This is a genomic window from Deinococcus marmoris DSM 12784, assembly GCF_000701405.1.
Classification (GTDB): Bacteria; Deinococcota; Deinococci; order Deinococcales; family Deinococcaceae; genus Deinococcus; species Deinococcus marmoris.
Window position 1 is genome coordinate 45,232 of sequence record NZ_JNIV01000010.1, and the last position, 20,645, is coordinate 65,876.

At 66.1% G+C, this 20,645-nt stretch carries 19 protein-coding genes; 6 read left to right on the top strand and 13 right to left on the bottom strand.

What is annotated here, in order from left to right; all coding sequences use genetic code 11:
• Positions 1-137 precede the first annotated feature (137 nt).
• Positions 138-842, top strand: coding sequence for a hypothetical protein (locus tag Q319_RS0103710; protein WP_029480628.1), 705 nt, complete (start codon positions 138-140; stop codon positions 840-842).
• Positions 843-1,014: 172 nt separating this feature from the next.
• Positions 1,015-1,905 (top strand): PhzF family phenazine biosynthesis isomerase, encoded by an 891-nt coding sequence (locus tag Q319_RS0103715; protein ID WP_029480629.1) that lies wholly within the window; start codon positions 1,015-1,017, stop codon positions 1,903-1,905.
• 108 nt (positions 1,906-2,013) lie between these two features.
• On the opposite strand, the gene aceA is transcribed toward Q319_RS0103715, so the two are convergent.
• Entirely contained in the window at positions 2,014-3,345 is a 1,332-nt protein-coding gene (gene aceA / locus Q319_RS0103720) for an isocitrate lyase (RefSeq protein ID WP_029480630.1), read from the bottom strand.
• A 304-nt stretch (positions 3,346-3,649) separates the two neighbouring features.
• Positions 3,650-4,264: an HAD family hydrolase gene (locus tag Q319_RS0103725; RefSeq protein WP_029480632.1), complete on the bottom strand. Its 615-nt coding sequence runs from the start codon at positions 4,262-4,264 to the stop codon at positions 3,650-3,652.
• Between the two features lie 270 nt (positions 4,265-4,534).
• Here Q319_RS0103725 and Q319_RS0103730 point away from each other — a divergent pair, with 270 nt between their 5' ends.
• Complete coding sequence (locus Q319_RS0103730) at positions 4,535-5,563, top strand: DHH family phosphoesterase (RefSeq protein WP_051655078.1); 1,029 nt, start codon at positions 4,535-4,537, stop codon at positions 5,561-5,563.
• A gap of 101 nt (positions 5,564-5,664) precedes the next feature.
• Here Q319_RS0103730 and Q319_RS0103735 read toward each other — a convergent pair whose 3' ends face one another.
• The 7 genes from Q319_RS0103735 to menC form a co-directional block, all read right to left on the bottom strand.
• Positions 5,665-5,943, bottom strand: a complete 279-nt coding sequence (locus Q319_RS0103735) for a glutaredoxin family protein (RefSeq protein WP_034413615.1) — start codon at positions 5,941-5,943, stop codon at positions 5,665-5,667.
• A gap of 102 nt (positions 5,944-6,045) precedes the next feature.
• A complete protein-coding gene (locus Q319_RS0103740; RefSeq protein WP_081845875.1) occupies positions 6,046-8,232 on the bottom strand; it encodes a protein kinase domain-containing protein in 2,187 nt (728 codons plus the stop codon).
• A 253-nt stretch (positions 8,233-8,485) separates the two neighbouring features.
• Entirely contained in the window at positions 8,486-9,502 is a 1,017-nt protein-coding gene (locus Q319_RS0103745) for an SDR family NAD(P)-dependent oxidoreductase (RefSeq protein WP_029480637.1), read from the bottom strand.
• 119 nt (positions 9,503-9,621) lie between these two features.
• Complete coding sequence (locus Q319_RS0103750) at positions 9,622-10,746, bottom strand: M42 family metallopeptidase (RefSeq protein ID WP_029480638.1); 1,125 nt, start codon at positions 10,744-10,746, stop codon at positions 9,622-9,624.
• A gap of 438 nt (positions 10,747-11,184) precedes the next feature.
• Positions 11,185-11,724 (bottom strand): single-stranded DNA-binding protein, encoded by a 540-nt coding sequence (locus Q319_RS0103760; protein ID WP_029480639.1) that lies wholly within the window; start codon positions 11,722-11,724, stop codon positions 11,185-11,187.
• Between the two features lie 95 nt (positions 11,725-11,819).
• Entirely contained in the window at positions 11,820-12,581 is a 762-nt protein-coding gene (locus tag Q319_RS0103765; protein WP_051655084.1) for an acyl-CoA acyltransferase, read from the bottom strand.
• A gap of 65 nt (positions 12,582-12,646) precedes the next feature.
• Entirely contained in the window at positions 12,647-13,756 is a 1,110-nt protein-coding gene (gene menC / locus Q319_RS0103770; RefSeq protein ID WP_029480641.1) for an o-succinylbenzoate synthase, read from the bottom strand.
• A 153-nt stretch (positions 13,757-13,909) separates the two neighbouring features.
• On the opposite strand from menC, the gene Q319_RS0103775 reads away from it, so the two are divergent.
• Together Q319_RS0103775 and odhB are read left to right on the top strand one after the other, a co-directional pair.
• Complete coding sequence (locus Q319_RS0103775; RefSeq protein WP_029480642.1) at positions 13,910-14,329, top strand: DUF1801 domain-containing protein; 420 nt, start codon at positions 13,910-13,912, stop codon at positions 14,327-14,329.
• Between the two features lie 54 nt (positions 14,330-14,383).
• Positions 14,384-15,676 carry a 2-oxoglutarate dehydrogenase complex dihydrolipoyllysine-residue succinyltransferase gene (gene odhB, locus Q319_RS0103780; protein ID WP_029480643.1) on the top strand — a complete coding sequence of 431 codons (1,293 nt, stop codon included), beginning with the start codon at positions 14,384-14,386 and terminating at the stop codon, positions 15,674-15,676.
• Positions 15,677-15,727: 51 nt separating this feature from the next.
• On the opposite strand, the gene Q319_RS0103785 is transcribed toward odhB, so the two are convergent.
• Positions 15,728-16,318 carry an HD domain-containing protein gene (locus Q319_RS0103785; RefSeq protein WP_029480644.1) on the bottom strand — a complete coding sequence of 197 codons (591 nt, stop codon included), beginning with the start codon at positions 16,316-16,318 and terminating at the stop codon, positions 15,728-15,730.
• Between the two features lie 65 nt (positions 16,319-16,383).
• Between Q319_RS0103785 and Q319_RS0103790 the strand changes: the two genes are divergently transcribed.
• Positions 16,384-16,893 carry a hypothetical protein gene (locus Q319_RS0103790; protein WP_081845876.1) on the top strand — a complete coding sequence of 170 codons (510 nt, stop codon included), beginning with the start codon at positions 16,384-16,386 and terminating at the stop codon, positions 16,891-16,893.
• A 113-nt stretch (positions 16,894-17,006) separates the two neighbouring features.
• Here the strand turns inward: Q319_RS0103790 and Q319_RS0103795 are convergent, their stop codons facing one another.
• The 3 genes from Q319_RS0103795 to Q319_RS0103805 form a co-directional block, all read right to left on the bottom strand.
• On the bottom strand, positions 17,007-18,152 hold the full coding sequence (locus Q319_RS0103795; protein WP_245618949.1) for a polysaccharide deacetylase family protein: 1,146 nt from the start codon (positions 18,150-18,152) through the stop codon (positions 17,007-17,009).
• A 137-nt stretch (positions 18,153-18,289) separates the two neighbouring features.
• On the bottom strand, positions 18,290-19,426 hold the full coding sequence (locus tag Q319_RS0103800; RefSeq protein ID WP_029480647.1) for an MGDG synthase family glycosyltransferase: 1,137 nt from the start codon (positions 19,424-19,426) through the stop codon (positions 18,290-18,292).
• Positions 19,423-20,568 (bottom strand): LptF/LptG family permease, encoded by a 1,146-nt coding sequence (locus Q319_RS0103805; RefSeq protein ID WP_029480648.1) that lies wholly within the window; start codon positions 20,566-20,568, stop codon positions 19,423-19,425. Before Q319_RS0103805 ends, Q319_RS0103800 begins: the two co-directional genes overlap by 4 nt.
• Positions 20,569-20,645 lie beyond the last annotated feature (77 nt).

Here is a 20,645-nt window from a genome sequence, read left to right on the forward strand (position 1 = left end):
TAGACCCGGTGTAGAAAAGGGCCGGGCCAGCGTTCCTGACGCAAACATCAGCAGTCCAGGCCCCGGCTGTGTATACTCGGCGCAGCCTTCAACCCAAATCCTTTTCTGGTCACCCGCGTGGCCCCCGGAGAATCCCTATGCGTAACCTCATGCTGACCCTTGCCCTGACCGCCGCCCTCGTGGCCCCCGCCGCCTCTGCCCAGAGCCAGGGGGCCGCCCAGGCCCTCTACGACTCGGGCAAGTGGCAGGAAGCCGCCGCCTCTGCCGCCGCCCTGAACACCAGTGCGGGCCTGACCCTGGCCGCCGAGGCCACCACCGCCGGGGCCGGAATGGTGCCCGATACCCAGAAAAAAGCACTGTTTCAGAAAGCGCAGGGCTATGCCAGCAGCGCGATTGCCAAGGACAAGAACAATGCCGACGCCTACTTTGAGCTGGCGCGCGCACAGGGCCGTCTGGCGCAGTTCTCGGGCATCCTGCAAAGCCTGGGGCTGGCCGGGGACATGAAGAAGAATCTGGATCAGGCCATCAAGCTCAATCCCAATCTGGCCGGGGCCTACGTGGCGCTGGGCCTGTGGCACGCCAACCTGGACGAGAAGGGCTTTATCGCCCGCCGCGCCACCGGGGCGGACAGGAACCAGATCGCCCCCAACTTTGCCAAGGCCTTTGCGCTGGAGCCGAACATGGCCGTCCATCACATCGAATACGCCAACGCCCTGATCCTCCAGAAGAAGAGGACAGAGGCCGCCGCCGAACTTCAGAAGGCCGTCGCCATGCCCGCCGACACCTTCTGGCAGAAGCGCGATCTGGATGACGCGAAGAGGACGCTGGCCAGCCTGAAATAAAGGGCCTGGTAGGTGGGCGCGGCACGCGATGGGAATAGATTCCCCAGCGTGCCGCGCTTTTTTGCGGCTGGGTGGACTAAAAAGGTGAACGCACTCCTGAAACTTCCCGGTGCCCAGGCTATTTGGCATCTCTCTTCCTCTCTGGGCAGCCGGGCACGCTAAATTGGTCCGTATGATCGCCTACAGCGAGGTCAGCGCCTTTACCAGCACGCTGGGCCAGGGCAACCGCGCCGGGGTAGTGCTGGACGCTTCCGGGCTAAGCGAGGCCGAGATGCGCGAACTGGCCGCCTTCCTGGGTGCGCCCGAAACCGTCTTCGTGACCCGTATGGGCCGCTCCGCCGTGCAGGTGCGCTACTTCACGCCCACGCAGGAGGTAGAGTTCTGCGGCCACGCCACGCTGGCGCTGGGGCTGATGCTGGCGCAATCGGGCCACTGGCGCGGCGAGCTGCTGGAACTCGAAACCCTGGCAGGCCGCGTGCCTCTGCAACTGATCAGCGAGGCCGGGGTACCGCATCAGGTCTGGATGCGCCAGCAGCGCCACGAAATCCGCCCGGTGCCCAGCAGCCTGCGCGCCGAGCTGGCCGAGGCGCTGGGCATCGACGCCCGCATGATCCACAGAGGGCTACCGCTGGCCGCCGCCAGCACAGGTCTGTGGAGCGTTTTCGTGCCGTTGCTGGACCCGGTGATCCTGGACGCGCTGGAACCCGATCTGGACCGGATTACACTGCTCAGCGGGGCGCTGGACGTGGGCAGCGTCTACGCCTACGCCCCGATGGGCGTCAACCGCTTCGCGGCGCGCGACTTCGCCCCGGCACTGGGCATCTCCGAAGATCCCGTGACCGGCAGCGCGGGCGGAGCCTTGATGGCCCTGCTGGCGCACGGGGGCCGCCTGCCGGTGCGCGCCGGACGGGCCTGCGGCGTGATCTACCAGGGGCACGCGCTGGGCACCCCCGGCGAGGTGGAGGTGGAGGTGGAGATGCAAGGCGACGCGGTCATGGCCGTCCACGTTGGCGGCTGCGCGGTTCTGGAGCGGGAAGGAGTGTGGAGGAGAGAGAGAAGTTGAGAAGCGGTTTTCGCACTCAGAGCCGCTTCTTTTCAAGCACGTAGAACGAGTACAGCAAAAAGGGGAGCCAGAATTTCGGCTCCCCCTCCTGATCGCAACTGCTGAAGCTCAGTCGTGTGCCCCCGCCAGCTCCCGCGCCCCGAACTGCTGGGCTTCGGTGCTTCCAGCCAACGCATTGGTGCTGCTCTGGCCCCCGGCGGCGGCGTTGGACACAGCGTCGAAATAACCCGTTCCCACCTCGCGCTGATGCTTGACTGCCGTGAAACCGCGTTCCTGGGCCGCGAATTCCTTCTCCTGCAACTCCACGAAGCTGACCATCTGGTTGCGGGCGTAGCCGTGTGCCAGCTCGAACATGGCGTGGTTCAGGCTGTGGAACCCGGCCAGCGTGATGAACTGGAACTTGTAGCCCATCTTGCCCAGCTCCACCTGAAACTTGGCAATCGTCTCGTCGTCCAGGTTTTTCTTCCAGTTGAACGACGGCGAGCAGTTGTAGGCCAGCAGCTTGCCGGGGAACTCGGCATGAACCGCCTCCGCGAATTTGCGGGCGTCCTCCAGATTCGGCACGCTGGTCTCGCACCAGATCACGTCCGCGTAGGGGGCGTAGGCCAGGGCGCGGGAAATGGCCTGCTCGATGCCGGGCTTGACGAAGTAAAAGCCTTCCGGGGTGCGTTCGCCCGTGCAGAACGGCCTGTCGTTGTCGTCGATGTCGCTGGTGAGCAGGTTGGCGGCGTCGGCGTCGGTGCGGGCGATCAGGACGGTGGGCACGCCGCTCACGTCGGCGGCCAGTCGCGCGGCATTCAGCGTGCGGATGAACTGACTCGTCGGCACCAGCACCTTGCCGCCCAGATGCCCGCACTTCTTCTCGGAGGCCAGTTGGTCTTCAAAATGCACCCCTGCCGCCCCGGCCTCGATCATGGCCTTCATCAGCTCAAAGGCGTTCAGAGGACCGCCAAACCCAGCCTCGGCGTCGGCCACGATGGGCGCGAAGTAGTCGATATCGTCCCGCCCCTCGCTGGTCTGAATCTGGTCGGCGCGGCGCAGGGTGTTGTTGATGCGCTTGACCACATCCGGCACGCTGGAGGCGGGGTACAGGCTCTGATCGGGGTACATCTGCCCAGCATTGTTGGCGTCCCCGGCCACCTGCCAGCCGCTCAGGTAGATCGCCTTGAGACCCGCCTTGACCTGCTGCATGGCCTGATTCCCCGTCAATGCGCCCAGCGCGTTCACGAACGGTTCGTCCTTCATCATGCGCCACAGCTTGTTCGCGCCGTGCCGCGCCAGGGTGAACTCGATGGGCAGGCTGCCGCGCAACTTGACGACTTCCTCTGCCCCGTAATTGCGCTTGATCCCCTTCCAGCGGTCCTCAGTCTGCCATGTTTTTTCCAGAATCTCGGCGGGCGTGCGCGGGCTGTGTGGCTGTCCATTCTGGGGCTGGGTCATGTCGGTTCTCCTGGGGGTATGGAAGGCGGTCCCCGTCCCATCTGGGAGAGGTGGCTGGGTGGGAAGAATGTGTTTCCCTGTGGTGCTGTGAAGACAGTGTGCGGGACGCAGGCACGCCAGAGAGGCGGTTTACCTGTGATGGGGTGGGGTAAACCACCCTGGCAGGTAAACCACCCGAATCAATGCGCCCACAGAGCCTGGAAACAGCTCAATCAACCCAGCGCAAAAAACCTCTCCATGTGAACTTATGAAGCTCCACAGGAGAGGCGGGGAGAAGGGCCGGGCGTCAGCTTTGCGTCTCGCCCTACTCCAGCCACTGCGCCAGCTCCCGCTCAAATTCCTCGTGCGCCTCGTGGTGGTACAGGATGCCGTGGAATCCGGCAGCGTTGGCGGCGTCGATATTCTCCTGCACATCGTCCACGAAGGCGGTCTGGGCGGCGGGAAGCCCCATAGCTGCTTCCAGAGCGGCAAACGATTCCGGCGCGGGCTTCTTGTGGCCCAGCTCATTGCTGAAGACCAGCGCATCGAAACGGGCAAAACGGGGATCGGCACGCAGATGGTCACTGACCACCGGGTAGTTGTTGCTCAGCAGGCCCACGCGCACGCCTTCCGGCAGGGCGGCCAGCGTGGCGTACATCGGCGCGTGATCGGCAATGCTGCCCAGATACAGCGCCTCGAAGTCGGCGTAGGGCAGTGTGACGCCAGTTTCTTCCTGCAACACGGACCAGAAGTGGTCCAGGGTCCACGCGCCCACTTCCAGTTGCCGGACATGGCGAAAATAACTGTCCCGAACGCGCTCGACGGGTACGCCGCTGCGGTCCGCCACGTTCTGGGTGCTGCGCCCGTCGAAGGTGCCGACGGTAAACACGCCTCCCCAATCGAAGGCGACATGACGGGCGGGCAGGACAGATTCATTCACGTCTGAGATTGTGGCGCACCCGGCGTGCGGATGACCCGGCTCTGTTCAGACCTGCACGCAGCCCGGTAAATGAGAACGAAGCCGCCGATGAACTGGCATTTGCCACTGTACCCGCAGCCCGGCAGTCCGGCTCGCCCTGCCACACAGCGGAAAATGGACGGAAACACCGTCTCCTGCAACTGGAAGGATCTGGTCGAATTCATTTACCACCGTCCATTCAAAACACATGCGCTCAACATTTCTCTAATTTGGAGTCGTTATAGTCCAGGCGTGAAGATTTCTAATGGGGACAATCATCAGTATCAGCAGGAGGTCAGGCAAGTTGCGGCCCTGCTGCGCGCCCACGACGGGCCGGTGGTCGTTCTCTCGCATGAAAACCCGGACGGCGACGCTCTGGGCAGTCTGCTGGGCCTGACGCGGGCCTTGCGGGATCTGGGCAAGACCGTGATCGCACCGATGAACGTACCGCGCTACCTGCGTTTCCTGCCTGAACCCGGAGAAACCAGCACGCCGCTGACAGACTGGCCGGAGGGTGCGCTGGCCGTGGTGGTGGATGTGGACAACAACGACCCGGACCGGGTGGCGGGCGCGGACCTGCGGCAGTTTTCCGGTCAGGTGGTCAATATCGATCACCACGGTACCAACCAGCGGCGGGCCACGGCGGGCTTGGTCGATCCGGGCAAACCAGCGGCGGTCATGCTGGTGGCCGACGTGCTGGATGAGCTGGGCATCACCTGGACCGAGGAGGTCGCCACGCCGCTGATGCTGGGCCTGATCACCGACACTGGCAGCTTCAAATTCGACAGCGTGACGCCGGAAACCTTCGAGTGCGCCGCCAGCCTGCTGGAACACGGCGCGCGGCTGGGCTGGATCAACGATTCCATGGGCCAGAACCCGCGCGCCTACTACCTGCTGCTGCGCGAGGTGCTGGACACCATGGAGTTCACGCGTGATGGCCGGGTGGTGCTGGCCCGCGTGGACGACGCCATGCTGACGCGGGCCGGGGCCACCTGGGAAGACGTCGAGTCCTACGTGGGCCTGCTGCGCAACTCCGAGGGCGCGGACCTTGCGGTGATGATCAAGGACTTTGGAGAGCGGGTCAAACTGTCGATGCGCTCACGCGGTGGGGTCAGCGCGCAGAACGTCGCGGTGGCGCTGGGCGGCGGCGGCCACGTCATGGCGTCCGGGGCCAGCGCCAGCGAACCTTACCCGGCAGTGCGCCGCCTGCTGGACGCGGCCATCGACACCGAACTGGCACGGGTGGACGGCCTGGGCGCAGTGTCGGCAGTCGCCCACTGAACCAGGAAGACCAGAAAGTCGGCGCGCGAAATCCGTCCGGCCAGCCGTCTCCCCAGGATTGCAGCCGGGTTTCCCAACGAACCTGCCTGCACCTGTGCCGTTCAACCTTCGGGATGCTCAGGCGTGGGCGGTTCTGCGGCGCGCAGCAATTGCAGTTTGATCATGCTCAGGCGGCCCGGACTCAGAACGCCGCGCGCCAGCACCCGTTCGCCTAGGGCCAGCACGGGCACGTCGTCGCCGTATTGCCGCCGCCATTCGGCGCTCGTGTCCACATCCAGCAACTGGACCCGGAACTCCAGCCGCGCCAGATTCGCCTGTGCCTGCTCGCACAGGTGGCAGCCGGTTCGGGTGTAGAGGGTCAGCAGCGGCAATGGGGACATGGGTGGCCCAGATGTTAGAGCATCTTGCCAGAGAATTGCCCCACCAGATGGAGTCACAAGAGCTTCGAGGGCAGCTCAGAAATCCGCCGATCTGGGCAAAGCTCAGATGCTGGCGGCGGTCTGGAGGCCGGACTGCGCTGGAGTGGCCTTCTCCTCGCTGGGCTGCACCGGGTTGAGTCTTTCGGCCACCGATCTGCCCGGAGGGGACTGGCCCGCGCCGGAGTGGGGGCGGTCCAGCAGCGTCATGGCCTGCACCGGGGCGTACATGTCGCGGCTGGAGATGGGATCGCCCGCACTGGAAATGGTCCGCAGCACCTGCCCGCCCTGGCGCACGGCGTAGATCTGGCCCTCCGGTCCCACGCTGATCAGCCACGGGGCCTCGGTGGGTTCGCCCACCAGCGTGTCCAGCGAGAAGGTCACGCCGGGGGTGCCGTCGGCCTCGATCTTGCGGAGTTTGCGGGCCACACCGTCCACGATATACACCGCGCCGTGACGGTCCACACCCAGGCCCTCCAGCGTCCGCAGGCCCTCGCTGTGGCGGTCCAGCCGGAAAGCGTAGCGGCTGAGGTAGTCGCCCTGCGCGGTAAACTTCTGGACCTCGTTGTTGCCGGTGTCCAGCACGTACAGGTGGCCGTCTGGTGAGGCCACCATGCGGCGCGGCTTGTCGAAGCGGCCCAGGCCCTGTCCGCGCCCGCCGAAGCGCCGCACGAACTGTCCGGCGGTGTTGTACACGACGATATGGTGCGCCTCGCCGTCCAGCACGTAGATGTGGCCCTGGGTAAAGGCGATGTCCAGCGGTTGCAGCAGTTCGCCCTCGCCCAGACCATAGGGGCCGAAGGACAGCAGTTCCTGACCCTGCGGGTCCAGCTTGCGGACCAGCGCGCCCGACTTGCCCTGGCGGTATTCCTGCAAGGTCACGTACAGGTTGCCGTCCGCGTCCCCGGCCAGGGCATTGGGCACGCTGGGCAGACCCTGTGCCGCATTGCTGTGATCGCACAGGCTGGCGCGCAGCTTGCCGTGCAGGTCCAGCAGACGCACGGTACCGCGCTTTTCCTGCACGCTCAGAGCCAGGGCCAGCGGATCGCCGAAGACCTCATCACTCAGCACGCCCGCATCAATGCGGGTGATCACCTCGTCCAGAGTGGGACGCTGCGCCGGGTCCTTCTCGATCATGTTCAGGATCAGGTCGTTCAGGCGGCCCGGCACTTCCAGCCTGACCTGTTTGGGCGGCTTGGGAGATTCGAAGACCTGCTGATGCACCACGGCCTCGTAACTGCCCCGGAAGGCGGTCTGGCCGCTGACCATCTCGTAGGCCAGCAGGCCCAGGGAATACACGTCGCTGCGGGCGTCCACGCGATTGCCCTTGGCCTGTTCGGGGGCCATGTAGATCGGGGTACCCACCCGCGCGCCCGTCATGGTCAGGCGGGTCAGGACCTTGCCCACCGCGATGCCGAAGTCCATCAGCTTGACGCCGCCTTCACGCAGTTGGCCGCCCTGAAAGGCGTTCTTGAGCATCATCACGTTGCCGGGTTTGATGTCGCGGTGGACCACGTTCTGCATGTGGATGTGGCGCAAGGCGTCGGCCAATGCGCGGATCACCTGCACCGACTCGTCAAACGCCAGGGTGCTGTCTTCCAGCAGGGCTTCCAGGCTGTCGCCGTCCAGAAATTCCATGGCGATGTAATGCTCGGGGTCCTGCATGCGGTAGTCGTAGACCCGCACGATGTTGGGGTGGTTGAATCTCTTGAGGACTTCCGCCTCGCGGTAGAAGCGTTTGACGAATTTTGCGTCGGCCAGATACTTTTCCTGCGGCACTTTCAGGGCCACGATGCGCCCGTCGCTGTTGCGCTTGGCGCGGTATACGCTGCCCATTCCGCCGATGCCGATGCGGTCCATGACCTCGTAATCCTGGAATTTGAGGTCCGCCTTGGTGGCCGACAGGGCGGCGCGGCGCGTCAGGGTGGGAGCGCGCGACACCCGCGTGGGCTTGCCGCTGGGCAGCCTGACCTCCTTGCGGCGCGCGGGCTGCGCGGGCAGGGCGGAGGAGGGACGCAGCGAGATCAGGCCGCCGCCCACGATCACGGCCAGCACGCTCAGCGCGCCCTGTGCCCGGTCCAGCGCGGCGGTCCAGGAACTGCCCTGCGCCGCGCCGCTGTGTGCCAGCACGATCAATGTGGCCACCAGCCCCAGCCCCAGCAGGGTGGCCAGGACGCTCAGGGCACGCTCCGGGAAGCGGACCAGCAGCAGCAGGCCCACCACGAACAGGGCCGCCAGCAGCAGGGCGGTCACGGGCGCTGGCCTCGGCTGAGCAGGGACAGGGTACAGGAGTGGGTCATCTCACCCCGTTATACCCTTCAGTTCCTTGCGCCACACTTACAAACAGGGTCTTGAGCCTCCTGGAGCGTGAAAAACCTCGCATCCCTCAAATGCAGGCCAGGAAGGCGGACCAGTCAGAGAGAACAGCCCTGTGCTGAAGACGTTCTGACCCCTGGCAGCGCGGCTCTTTTCCCAGTCACTCCCCGCAAAGGTTCTCCCCGGAACGTCAGGATGCCTCTTCCCCATCCTGACCATCCAGTTCGTTGAATTCCCGTTCGGCCTCGTTCTTGATGGGGTTGTGGCGGGTCAATGGCGTTTCAGCCTCCTTGCCCAGAACGGCCCCGTCGCTGCGGGTGGCGGCGGGCAACAGGCGGGTGCCCAGCGCCAGCAGATCGGCGGTGAGCTGCGGGGCCAGCGCCTGAGCGTACTTGAGCAGCACGGCAGAACCACCGATGGGGGCTTCCGCGTCGCCGCGCACCAGGGCGTCCACCATGCGGCGGGCGGCTTCACGGGCGTCCAGCGAGATCAGCGGGAAATTGTCCACCGTGGCGAACAGGGCGTATTCCTGCTGATGCTGCCCCTTGATCTCGGCCTGTCGCGGGCTGCCCGTTCGCATGACTGTGGGGCAGACGGTGGTCACCACTATGCCGTCCCCGGCCAGTTCGGTACGCAGGGCCTGCCCGATCCCCGTCAGGGCGAATTTGCTGACGCTGTAGGGGGCCAGATGCGGCACCGCCACCTTGCCGCCCACCGAGGACACCAGCAGCACCCGCCCGCCCCGGCGGCGCAGTTCGGGCACGGCCAGCCGGGTCAGCAGCAGCGGCGCGAAGGCGTTGACCTCCATGATCCGGCGGAAATCGGCCTCGGTCATGTTGGCCAGCGGACCGCTCTGAATCAGGCCCGCGTTGTTGACCAGCACGTCCAGACCGCCGTGCAGGCGCGTGACCTCGGCCAGGGCGCGGCGCTGATCGTCTTCACGGGTCACGTCGCCCGCCACGGTCTGCACCCGCCTGTCCCCGCCGAGCTGCTGGGCCGCGCGCTCCAGCTCGGCAGGATCGCGCGCCATCAGCGTGACACTGGCCCCACGCTTCAGAAACTCGGCGGCCAGCGCCAGACCCAGACCGCGCGAACCGCCCGTGATCAGGACACTCTTGCCAGTCAGATCGTAGGCCGGGATGAACTTGCGGCGCATGGCGATGGCCGTGACCGCCGCTGCCAGGATCAGTCGTCTGGGAATTCGCATCCCCGCATTCTGAAGACTGGCCTGAACACGCGGACGACGGGTAAAGACCTGCCCAAGACGCCACAGTACAAGACGCTACGGCGGCGGCCTGAAACTTGCGCAGGGAGCCGGAAGAGCGGTCAGCCTGAAGCCTCCCCGTCCAGCGCCACAAAACGCAGATCCAGGTCAGGGAGGTCGTGCAAGAAACCTTCCAGCAGCGCCACCGCCCCTTCCAGATCGCGGCTGTCCAGCACTTCCACGGGACTGTGGGTGTAGCGGTTGACCACCGAAACAGCCCCGGTTGGCACGCCCTGACCCAGGTACTGCAAGGCCCCGGCGTCGGTGCCGATCCCCTTGAGGACCTCGCGCTGCACGGCCAGGCCCCGTTTCCGGGCCGCGCCCAGCAGACCCCGGCGAATGGCCGGATGCGCCTGGGTCGAGGCGTCCATCATCTTGACGGTGGGGCCAGCGCCCAGTTGCAGGTGCGGGCCGGAGAACTCGGGCGTGTCATCGGCTGCCGTCATGTCCAGGGCCAGCGCCACATCAGCCTGAAGGTGGCGGGCCAGGGCGGACGCGCCGCGCAGGCCGACTTCCTCCTGCACCGAGAACACCAGGACCAGCGTGACTGGCGGCGGCGTCCCGTGAAAGCGTTCGAGCAGGGTCAGCAGCACGGCGCAGCCTGCCCGGTCATCCAGGGCGTGCGCGGTGTAGCGGCCACTCTGGCGGCCCAGTTCGGTCAGGCTGCCGACAAAGCCCACCGGATCGCCTACGGCCACGCCCATATCGAGGACTTCCTGACGGCTGCGTGCGCCAATATCCACATAGAGATTGGCATAAGGCACGACGCTGGTACGGTCAGCGTCATTCAACAGGTGGGCGCTCTTGATGCCGATGATGCCCAGCAAGCGCTCGCCGCTGTCGGTGCGAATCCAGACGCGCTGCGCCGGGAGAATCCGGTCATCCAGGCCGCCGAGCTTTTCCAGCCGCAGGAACCCGTCGCCGCCGATCTTATAGACGCGGAAGCCCACCTCGTCCATGTGCGCCGAGATGACGCAGCGCCGCGCACCGGCCTGGGCAGCGTGGCGCACGGCAATCACGTTGCCGAAGGCATCCACGTCGAGGCTGTCGGCATAGGGGCGGGCGGCCCTGACCACCAGTTGCACCACGTCTTCTTCAGACCCGCTGGGGCCAGTGGCTTCCACCAGCGCTCGCAGGTGCGCCATGACTGAAGGGAGAACGGAATTCTGGGAGACGGGTTCGGTCATCAGGGTTTTCCTTGGGTGGCCTGGTTGAGGAGGGGGCGAGAGTGGCAAGGGCCAGAAGCTGACGATGTCCCGGTGACGCGCACCTGACGTTCAGCCACGACACAGTTTTCGCGCTGCCCGAATTCTACTGGCGTCCTCTCCCCAAGGGGCGGCGGCCACGCGGGGCGCGATCCGGGAGGCAATTGCTGCCAGTTCGGGACCAGAAGTCGCCCCTGCTGCTGGCGACGCTGGCCCATCAAGTAAACCCGCAGACCCAGATGATCGGGGTCATGGGGTCATATCTGAAGCGTCAGGAGGTGAGCGCCAGTATTGGGCGGAGGATTGAGGCTTTTTCAGGACCCGCCACGGACTGACCCGAATCAGCACAGCGGAGCAGATGACGACTGGTGCAAGGCCGGCTCCGAAAGCCGCCCACGCCCAGTTCAGCCCGCATCACTGTCAGAACGGCGTTTCGTCTTCCACCACGGCCACAGGGGCAGGCCGCGCCGCCACAGGCTGGGGCCGGGGCGCGGCAGGACGGGCGGCCTGCTGCGGTGCGCGGCCTCCTCCGGGCGTGGCGTAACGGTCCTGCCGCTTGCCCCCCCGAAAGATCGCCAGCGTCACGTACTCGAATTCGCCGTCGGCTTTCTCGCGCACATGTTCGGGATCGGTGCCGCGTGCCCCACGGCTGTACTTGACGGCGGCGGGCAGCTTCATCTTGCGGCTGTCCACGGCCTCCAGCTCGCGGCGGCGGTACGCCAGCCCCCGGTGGATGACCATGTCCTCACCTTCCGGGTTGGTCCATTTTCTGGCCCCGATCAGGGACCAGTCGAAGTCGCTCTCGTTGTCCAGCGGAAACTGATACCCGCCCCCTGGCACCGCGCCGCTGGTCCAGCCCAGACGGCCATACTGGCGCTGCACGTCCAGCAGCTTGTCGGCACTCTCCACATCCACGGTAACCGTCGCGCCCAGATCGGTGACAAATTCTATATGTAACATTTGAACCCCCTTATGTAAATAACATAACACAGTCGGAGTGGAGATGGCGGGAGACGCCTGACGATCTGACAATCCAGACGCGCTGCGGCCTGCGATCAAACTGCTTGAGCGTCCCGTGTCAGCACGTAATACACCCGCTCGCCATCGGCGGCCAGGTCCGTGACCACGTACCCGCGCCCCATGTACTCGCCCATGACCTCACGCAGCGCCAGCCGCCAGCCGAGGCGCAACGCCTCGTTCATCAGCTCGGCCTTGCGGGGAACTTCGGCCAGCACTTGCAGGCCATTCAACTTCAGTCTCGGTGCGTCCGGTTCCTCCCCTTCCGGCACGGCAGCCAGGGCCATTTCGCCGTCGGGGGCAGGCGGCGGGCGCGCTGCACGCGGCTGGGACAGGTCCCACTCGATCATCAATCGGTCTGCGGGAAAGGCGGTGGCCGGATCGTCGCCCAGCGCGTACCAGTCGGGATGGTAAGACACGGCCCGCGCGCCCAGCTTGCCCAGATTCAGGCGGGCGTTGCGGGCGATCAGCGGGTCGAAGGTCCAGGTCATGCGCGTGATCCCCTGCGCCAGCACCCGCTCGCGCTGCGCGTATTTGAGGGCCACCGCCAGCCCGCTGCCGCGCCAGTCGGGGTGGACCGCCAGCAGGTGCGAGTGGTGCCACAGTTGCCCGCCCGCCAGCGCCGGAAAGCCGTAGGCCAGCCCGAAGGGAAGCTGCGTCCCATCTTCCGGCGCGTCTGCCGCGTACGCGCCCAGCACCACGCCGCCGCACACCGAACTGATACGGAACATGCTGCTGGGCAGCACCTCGCGGTCCGGGTAGCCCCAGGCGTCCACCTGCACGCCTTCCAGCCCGCGCATCGCCCACGGATCGGTCACGTCGCGGATCACGTAGGGACGCAGCGGCAACGAGGCGGGGACCGGACTCAAGGGCGGTGTTCCTCCGTCAGCTCGGCCACGCTCTCGATAAAATCGCGGTTGAGGGTCACGCCAATGCCCGGTCCCTGCGGCACAGGCATCAGGCCGTCCACGGCTTCCAGCGGCTCGTTGATGATGTCGGTTTCCCAGTAGCGGCTGGCGCTGGAGGTGTCCCCCGGCAGCGTGAAGTTGGGCAGGGTGGACAGGTGGATGTTGTGTGCCCGGCCCACGCCGCCCTCCAGCATGCCGCCGCACCACACCGGAGCACCAAACGCCTGCGCCACGTCATGCACGCGCCGGGCTTCGGCCAGACCGCCCACGCGGGCCACCTTGAGGTTGATCACGCCGCCCGCACCGATAGTCAGAGCTTTGCGGGCATCTGCCGCGCTGGCAATGCTCTCGTCCAGGCACAGCGGGGTCTGGAGGCGGCTTTGCAGTGTGGCGTGATCGATCAGATCGTCCCAGGCCAGCGGCTGCTCGATATAGGTCATCTTGTACTGGTCCAGCGCCCTCAGCCGCACCGAATCGGCCAGCGTGTAGGCGCTGTTGGCATCCACGGTCAGGCGGATGTCGGGAAACGCCTCGCGGGTGGCGCGCACCGGGGCCTCGTCCCAGCCGGGCTTGATCTTGAGTTTAATCCGGCGGTAGCCCTGCTCGACATGGCGGCGCACGGCGTCCACCGTGGCGGCTTCATCGGCCTGAATGCCCAGGCTGACGCCTACCTCCACTTCAGTCTTGCGCCCACCCAGCAGCGTGCCCAGCGGCACATTCAGCATTCTGGCCCACAGGTCCCACGCGGCCATTTCCACCATCGCGCGGGCCATCTTGTTACCCCGGAACGCGCCCAAGGCGTCGTTCAGCTCTTCCGGGTTAGCAAAGGTCTTGCCCAGAATGCGCGGCAAAAAGATATTCCGCACCAGATCCAGCGCCCCGGCCAGCGTCTCCTCGCGGTACATCGGGGCCACTTCCATCGTGCCCTCCGAGACGCCCTGCACACCGTCACCGTGAAGCACCAGCAGCGGCACCGTGCGGGCGGTCTGCACGCCGAAACTGGTCTCGAACCGGAATTTCAGCGGCAGGCGGACGATCATGATTTCGGCGGCTTCTATTCGCAGCATGGCACACAGTATGGGGGCTGCGAACTAGAATGGGCTGGAAAACGGGTGAACGCGGGGCCAGGAAGGCAGGGCGATGGAATGGATTCCCGCCTCATTTTAGTGGGGCCTTGACCGCACTCCATTCTGAACATTCGCGGCCTCTGAAGGGGAAACATGAGCCAGTCAGACGTGAGCGCGGACCAGTCGGCATCGCAACTCATCTCGGAGAAGATCGCTGGCCTGGACGACTGGCGCGGCGAAAGCCTGAGCAGAATGCGGGCGTTGATTCTGGAGGCCGACCCGGACGTGACCGAGACGTGGAAGTGGGGCGGCACGCCCGTCTGGGAGCATGACGGCGTCATCTGCACGGGCGAGACGTACAAGGGGGCCGTCAAACTGACCTTCGCCAAAGGTGCATCGCTGGACGATCCGGCCCGGATCTTCAACGCCAGTCTGGAGGGCAACACGCGCCGCGCCATAGACATCCATGAGGGCGAGGCGATAGATGAGGAGGCATTCAAAGCGCTGATTCAGCAGGCCGTGGCCCTGAACGGGGCGAAAAAAGCCAAGCCTCCAAAAAAAGCCGAGAGTTGAACCCCGCCGTTCCCACCCCAGTCACAGCCCCTGGGCGCTATAACTACAGACACTATGGCGGACATCAAAGTTCCAGTTTTTTCCGAATCGGTCAGTGAGGGCACGCTGCTGACCTGGCACAAGCAACCCGGCGAGGCCGTCAAGCGCGGCGACGTGCTGGCCGAGATCGAGACCGACAAGGTGGTACTGGAGGTCACGGCGCAGGCCGATGGCGTCCTGCAAAGCGTCGCCAAAAACGAGGGCGATACAGTTCTGAGCGAGGAAGTCTTGGGCGTGATGGGCGACGCGGGCAGCGCACCTGCCGCCCTAGCAGCAAAAGCCACTGAAGAGGAAACCAGCGGCCCCATTGCCGACGAAAAGAGCGCGGGCGGTACCGCCGTCCAGCCCGACAGCACGGGCACCCAGCCTGCGGCCCAGGGGGCAGAGCGGCGTGAAGACCTCTCCCCCGCCGTCCGCAAAGTCGTGACCGAGAACAATCTGGACGTCTCGCAGATTCCGGCCACCGGCCCGCGCGGCAACATCACCAAGCAGGACGCTGTTGTTGCTTCTCAGGGCGGAAGCACCGATCAGGGACCGCAGAAAGCCGCAGCCCCAGCGTCGGCAAAGCCTGCCCAGCCCGCGCCCTCAGCCATCATTCCCAGTGGCCCGCGTACCGAGCAACGCGTTCCGATGACCCGCATCCGCGCCCGCATTGCCGAGCGCCTGAAGGAAGTGCAGAACAGCGCCGCGCTGCTGACCACCTTCAACGAGGTCAACATGCAGCCCAGCATGGACCTGCGCAAGAAGTATCAGGATCAGTTTGTCGCCAAGCACGGCGTCAAGCTGGGCTTCATGAGCCTGTTCGTGCGCGCCGCCACCGAGGCCCTCAAAGCCTTCCCGCTGGTCAATGCCAGTATCGACGGCAAGGACATCATCTACCACGGCTTCTACGACGTGGGCATTGCCGTGGCCAGCGAGCGCGGTCTGGTGGTGCCGATCCTGCGCGACACCGACGGCATGGGGCTGGCGACAATCGAGAAGGAAATCGCGGGCTATGCGGCCAAGGCCCGCAGCGGCAAGCTGACCATGGACGACATGAGCGGCGGCACCTTCTCGATCACCAACGGCGGAACGTTCGGCAGCATGATGAGTACCCCGATCATCAACGCGCCGCAGAGCGCCATTCTGGGCATGCACAACATCATCGAGCGGCCCATCGCGCAGAACGGTCAGGTGGTGATTGCGCCGATGATGTATCTGGCGCTGTCCTACGATCACCGCATCATCGACGGTAAGGAAGCCGTGCAGTTCCTGGTCATGATCAAGAACCTGCTGGAAGACCCGGCACGCATGTTGCTGGAGCTGTAAGCAAAACCAGTCTGAGGCGGCTTCCAGGGTCTGGAGGCCGCCTCTTCCTATCTATTCAGGCATGATGCCCGCCTTCACCGCCCGCGCTGCCGTCTGCTGGGACAGCTCCCACAGCTCTGGAAAATCCTCCAGTGCCGGACGCTTGAGCGCCAGCAAACGCCCCAGGGTCAATTCGGGGTGTGCCGCCGAGCCAACCCCGCCCGGCCCCCAGGTCAGCAACATCGGCTGCAAGGCGTCCAGGGCACGCGCAAAGCGGGCTTCAGGACTCTGGCGGGCCTCGAATTCCTGCCAGGCTTGCCGGAACGTGTCGCATTGATCCGGCGGTAGCTGCCCGAATAGCCGCGCCGCCGCCTCTGTCTCGCGCTGGACCTGCTCCTCTTTACCGGCTTCAGACTGATCGAAATGCACGTCTCCGGCGTAAACCTCTACCAGATCATGCACAACAAGCAGTTCCATCACCCGGTTCAGATTCGTGCCGGGCGGCGCGTATTCGCCCAGTGTCATGGCCATCAGCGCCAGATGCCAGGAATGCTCGGCGCTGTTCTCGGCCCGCTCGCCGCTGTGCAGCAGGGTGGTGCGCGTCACGGCCTTGAGACGGTCACAGGTCAGCAGGAACTCCACCTGCGCGTCTAATCGGGACATGGCGGCAAGCATACCCGTCCCACCACGTCAGGCTTTTGAGAGACTGCCCGGTTTAAGATCCAGCCATGACGGTCATGCCGGACACAGCCCCACAGACAGCGCTGCGCGGACGCCTGGGCAACATTAGCGAGGGTCTCGATCTTCAGAGCACCTGGGACGGCCAGCGCCTGCGGGGACGCATCGGCAGCTTCACGGCGGGGCAGGACCTCGTGGTTTCGCTGACGGCAGATGGGCTGGAGGGCCGGGTGGGCAGCTTCACGCGCGGCTTTGACCTGCGCGCCGGGGTTGTCGCCGGAGAACTGCACCTGCATCTGGGCGGCGTGGACGGCATAGACGCCCGACTAGAATTCACACAGGATGGGGCGGTGGGCCGCTACGGGCGCTTTACCGATGGCCTGGACCTCAATCTGCGCCACTACGCGGGAGAGGTGCGCGGGCGCTTTGGCGGCTACACGAGCGGCACAGATTTGCGGATGGACCTGGGCGACGTGCCGCTCCCGCTGGCTGTGATCCTGGCGGTCAGCGCGCTGTCCCTGTGGCGTGGGGACGTGGCTCTGACCGCGACACCGGGTTAATCGCAATCTGGCTTCGGGAACCGATGTTCTGGTCATTCGGGAGTGGACCGAACGAGAGATCAGTGCAGCCACAGCTTTGGCCTGGGCAAAAAGGAGAAACCGCGTGCCCCGCGCTACCCACCGTCCCCGTACTGTGCCAGGAACGCTGCCCGGCTCAGGATGCTCAGCCTCGGCTCGGCCACTTTGGGTGCGCCCGCAAAGCCCCAGCGCATCACGCGCGCCCAGAATTGCAGGCGGCGGGCATCGGCAGGGGGCAGATCGTAGGTCTCGAAACCCATGACAGCCATCAGCGGCGAGACGGCGCTCAGGCAGAAGACGTACTGCGCGCCCCGCAGGTCCGGGCGGCGCAGCAGGTCCCCGGCCACCAACCGGTAATCCCGCTGCGCCTGCCGGATGGCGGGGCGGTTGATCCCCAGGTCCACCATCAGCGGATTGTTGACGTGAAACTCGGCGCACGGAGCGCCCTTCGGGACGGCGGTGCCGTCGGCCAGCGTGACGCCCCGTAACGGAAAGGCCGAATACCCCGTGCGGAAGAGGTTGTCGGCCCGGCCCGCCGTCGGCTGGATGCGGCCCAGACGGTCAAACAGATAGTCCACAGCGATAAACGCCCGCCGCCGTAGCGCCGCCGAACCGACGGGTGTCGCGCCCTCCAACCCGGATACGGACTTGAAGGCGTAGCCGCGCACCTTCAATTCCCGCAACAGCCCCGGCAGCATCGCCACCGTGCTGGCCGCCCCCGGCCCAGCATCGTGCAGCACGACGATGGAACCGGGGCCAGCACGCAGGAGCAGGCGGTCTCGCAGCCCTTCCGGCGTGAGGCTCGCGTGCCAGTCCTGACCCTCCACGCTCCAGTGGACGCCGCGCACCCCTGCCGCCCGCTGACCCAGCACGGTGGCCAGGGTGTAGGCCCCGTGGGGTGGCCGGTGATACCGCACAGACTGCCCCGTCACTGCGCCCACCCGCCGCACCGCCCGCAGCACGTCCAGAAAACTGCCCCAGGGCGTGCGAATCCAGGCGTGAAGGTGCTTCTCAGCGTGCGCGGCCACCTCGTGCCCCTCGGACAGCATACGGGCGATCAACTGCGGGTGATCTGCGGCCCGGCCCGCGATGACGAAAAAGGTGGCCCGCGCCCCAGCCTCCCGCAGCGCATCCAGCACGGCGGGCGTGGTGGTGGGGTCCGGCCCGTCGTCGAAGGTCAGTGCCAGCTCACGCCGCCCCCGGCTGCCCTCGCGCAGCAGGCCGATGTTGGCGAATTGCACGGCCAGGGCAGGGAGAATCAGGTAAGCGGTCAGGGCGGCTATGGGAACGAGCAGGCGGTTAATGGTTGGCGGTTGACAGTTGATGGAAAAAGAGCCATCAGACTCAGAGTCTCTGACCCTTGAACTTCCAGATCTCCTCACCGTCCCAGCCGCCTGAGCAGCGCCGCCGCCACCCGGTCTGCCGCGTCCGGCACGCTGATGGCTGCCGCGTTGTGGCCCATACGGGCGTTCTCGTCGTCGTCCAGGGCGCGCAGGACGGCGGGGCGCAGCTCGCTCAGGTCATGTGCCCACAGGCCCGCGCCGCAGCCTTCCAGATAAGCGGCGTTGTATTCCTCCTGACCGGGAATCGGCGCGTGGATCACCTGCGGCACGCCCAGGGCGGTGGCCTCGGCCACGGTCAGGCCGCCCGCCTTGCCCACCACCAGATCGGAGGCGGCCAGCAGTTCGGGAAAGTCGTCGGTGTGGCCCAGTTCGTGGACGGTGGCCCCGCCCACCTGCTGAATGCCCCGGCCCCTGGCCCCAGCCAGCACCAGCACCTGCACCCGCCGTCCCAGGCTGCCCAGTTCGCCCAGCACGCGGCCCAGAGCCGGATAACTGCCTGTTCCCCCCCCAGAGACCAGCAACAGCGGCACGTCAGGCCGCAGGCCGTACCTGACCCGCAGGGCCGCCCGGTCCGCCCCGATCAGGGCGCTGAAGCGGGCCGAGATGGGAATGCCGGTGACCTCCAGCTTGCGGCTGTCCAGGCCGCGCTCGATCATCTGCTGCGCTGTCTGCTCCGTGGCCACCATCACCAGATCGGCCTCGTGCCTGATCCAGTGGCGGTGGGCGCGGTAGTCCGTGACGATCAGCGCATTGATGAAGCTCTGCCCGGTCTGCCGCTGGACATGGTGCGCCAGGGGCACCGAGGACCAGTAGCTGCTCAGCACGAGTTCCGGCTGGGTGAGGTCCAGATCACGCCGCATTCCCTTCAGGCCGACCCAGCGGCAGAAAAATTCAATCATGCTGAAGGAGCGGTCATGATCGGTCCCGTGGTAGAAAGCCTCGTACAGCCACGGGGCGTACCGCAGCTCGAAGTCGTACAGGTCCACCGTCCAGCTTCGTTCGGCGGCGCTCAGGTAGCCCACCACGTCACTCTGTAAACCCTGAACGGCGGTACCCCGCCCACTCAGGGCCTGCTGCACGGCGGTCTGTGCCTGGTGGTGCCCTGAACCGATGGACGCGCCGACAAACAGGGCGCGCAGTGGTGAAGTGCCTGGCAGGGTCGCCCCTTTCATGTTCGCCTCAGCAGCCACAGCCCGGCCCCGGCGAAGACGATGTTGGCCAGCCACGCGCCCAGTTCTGGAAAGGCAGGCAGGGCCGCCGCCACCGTCAGGCCGACGAAGAACAGCAGGTAATACGCCACCGCGATCAGCAGGGCAATTCCCAGGCTGACGCCCAGCGTGCGCCCGAAGCGCAGGGCGAAGGGCAGGGCGGCCAGCGCCAGCACCAGATTGCCGAAGGGCAGCGCCAGCTTGCGGTTCAGGTTCAGCCGCGCCGCCTGACGTTCGGCGGGTTTCACGCCGGGAGCGGTCAATGCCGTGATCAATTCGGGCCAGCCCTGCGCGTCCGCACCGATAGCGTCGGCGTAGGTGGCCAGCGTCTGCTTGCGCGACAGCCCAGTATCCACATTCAGCGTGTCACTGGCCTGTTCGGGGATCACCACGCTGGGAAACACGTTCTGCACCGCCGCGCGGAAGGCCACAGGATCATTTTCCGGCACAGCGGAGAGTTGCGCCGCCGCCGCGTAATCCACGGTATAGACGCTGTACCCGCGCAGCGAGAGAACGTTGTTCTCGAAGGTTCCCGCATCGGCGAAGATCAGGGTGGCCCGCCTTTCCCCGTCCGGCAGCCACTTCTCTACCCGTACGTCCCTCAGCTCGCGGGAGGTCCGGTCATAGCTGCCCAACGACAGCGTCAGGCCCGCGCCCAGGTCCACCGTCTTGCCCACCAGTTGCGACAATCCGGCCCCGGTCAGGGCGTCCCAGTACAGGCCGCGCGACTCCACGTTGGCGCGCGGGGCCACCCACAGGCTCAGCCAGACCGCCAGCGCCGTGACCAGTGCGGCCACCACCCAGGCGGGCCGCGCCACCCGCCCCAGGCTGATGCCCCCCGACTGCACCGCCACCAACTCGCGCTCGGTACTCATCCGCCCGAAGGCCACCACGGTCATGAGGACCACGGCCATCGGAAAGACCTTGACCAGCGTGTCCGGCATCTGAAGGGCGATCCAGCGCCCGATCAGGCCCACAGGAACGCCGGTCAGCCACTGGCTGGAGATGAAGAAATAGCCGAAGCTGAGGACCGCCGTGAACAGCAGCGTTCCCGCCAGCAGCGGCGGCACCAGCTCGGCGGTCACGGCGCGGGTCAGGCGGGTCACGCCTCACCTCTGGTGGCAGGAACAGGACGCGGAATGCGGCGCGCGGCAAGACAGCTATTCTGCGTCCCGCGCGCCGC

Coding starts and splice junctions, on each gene's coding strand:
- Q319_RS0103775 (WP_029480642.1), top strand. CDS start 13,910: ATGAGCCAGTCAGACGTGAGCGCGGACCAGTCGGCATCGCAACTCATC.
- Q319_RS0103765 (WP_051655084.1), bottom strand. CDS start 12,581: ATGCGCGGGCTGGAAGGCGTGCAGGTGGACGCCTGGGGCTACCCGGAC.
- Q319_RS0103800 (WP_029480647.1), bottom strand. CDS start 19,426: ATGAAAGGGGCGACCCTGCCAGGCACTTCACCACTGCGCGCCCTGTTT.
- Q319_RS0103790 (WP_081845876.1), top strand. CDS start 16,384: ATGACGGTCATGCCGGACACAGCCCCACAGACAGCGCTGCGCGGACGC.
- aceA (WP_029480630.1), bottom strand. CDS start 3,345: ATGACCCAGCCCCAGAATGGACAGCCACACAGCCCGCGCACGCCCGCC.
- odhB (WP_029480643.1), top strand. CDS start 14,384: ATGGCGGACATCAAAGTTCCAGTTTTTTCCGAATCGGTCAGTGAGGGC.
- Q319_RS0103760 (WP_029480639.1), bottom strand. CDS start 11,724: ATGTTACATATAGAATTTGTCACCGATCTGGGCGCGACGGTTACCGTG.
- Q319_RS0103750 (WP_029480638.1), bottom strand. CDS start 10,746: ATGACCGAACCCGTCTCCCAGAATTCCGTTCTCCCTTCAGTCATGGCG.
- Q319_RS0103745 (WP_029480637.1), bottom strand. CDS start 9,502: ATGCGAATTCCCAGACGACTGATCCTGGCAGCGGCGGTCACGGCCATC.
- Q319_RS0103735 (WP_034413615.1), bottom strand. CDS start 5,943: ATGTCCCCATTGCCGCTGCTGACCCTCTACACCCGAACCGGCTGCCAC.
- Q319_RS0103710 (WP_029480628.1), top strand. CDS start 138: ATGCGTAACCTCATGCTGACCCTTGCCCTGACCGCCGCCCTCGTGGCC.
- menC (WP_029480641.1), bottom strand. CDS start 13,756: ATGCTGCGAATAGAAGCCGCCGAAATCATGATCGTCCGCCTGCCGCTG.
- Q319_RS0103785 (WP_029480644.1), bottom strand. CDS start 16,318: ATGTCCCGATTAGACGCGCAGGTGGAGTTCCTGCTGACCTGTGACCGT.
- Q319_RS0103715 (WP_029480629.1), top strand. CDS start 1,015: ATGATCGCCTACAGCGAGGTCAGCGCCTTTACCAGCACGCTGGGCCAG.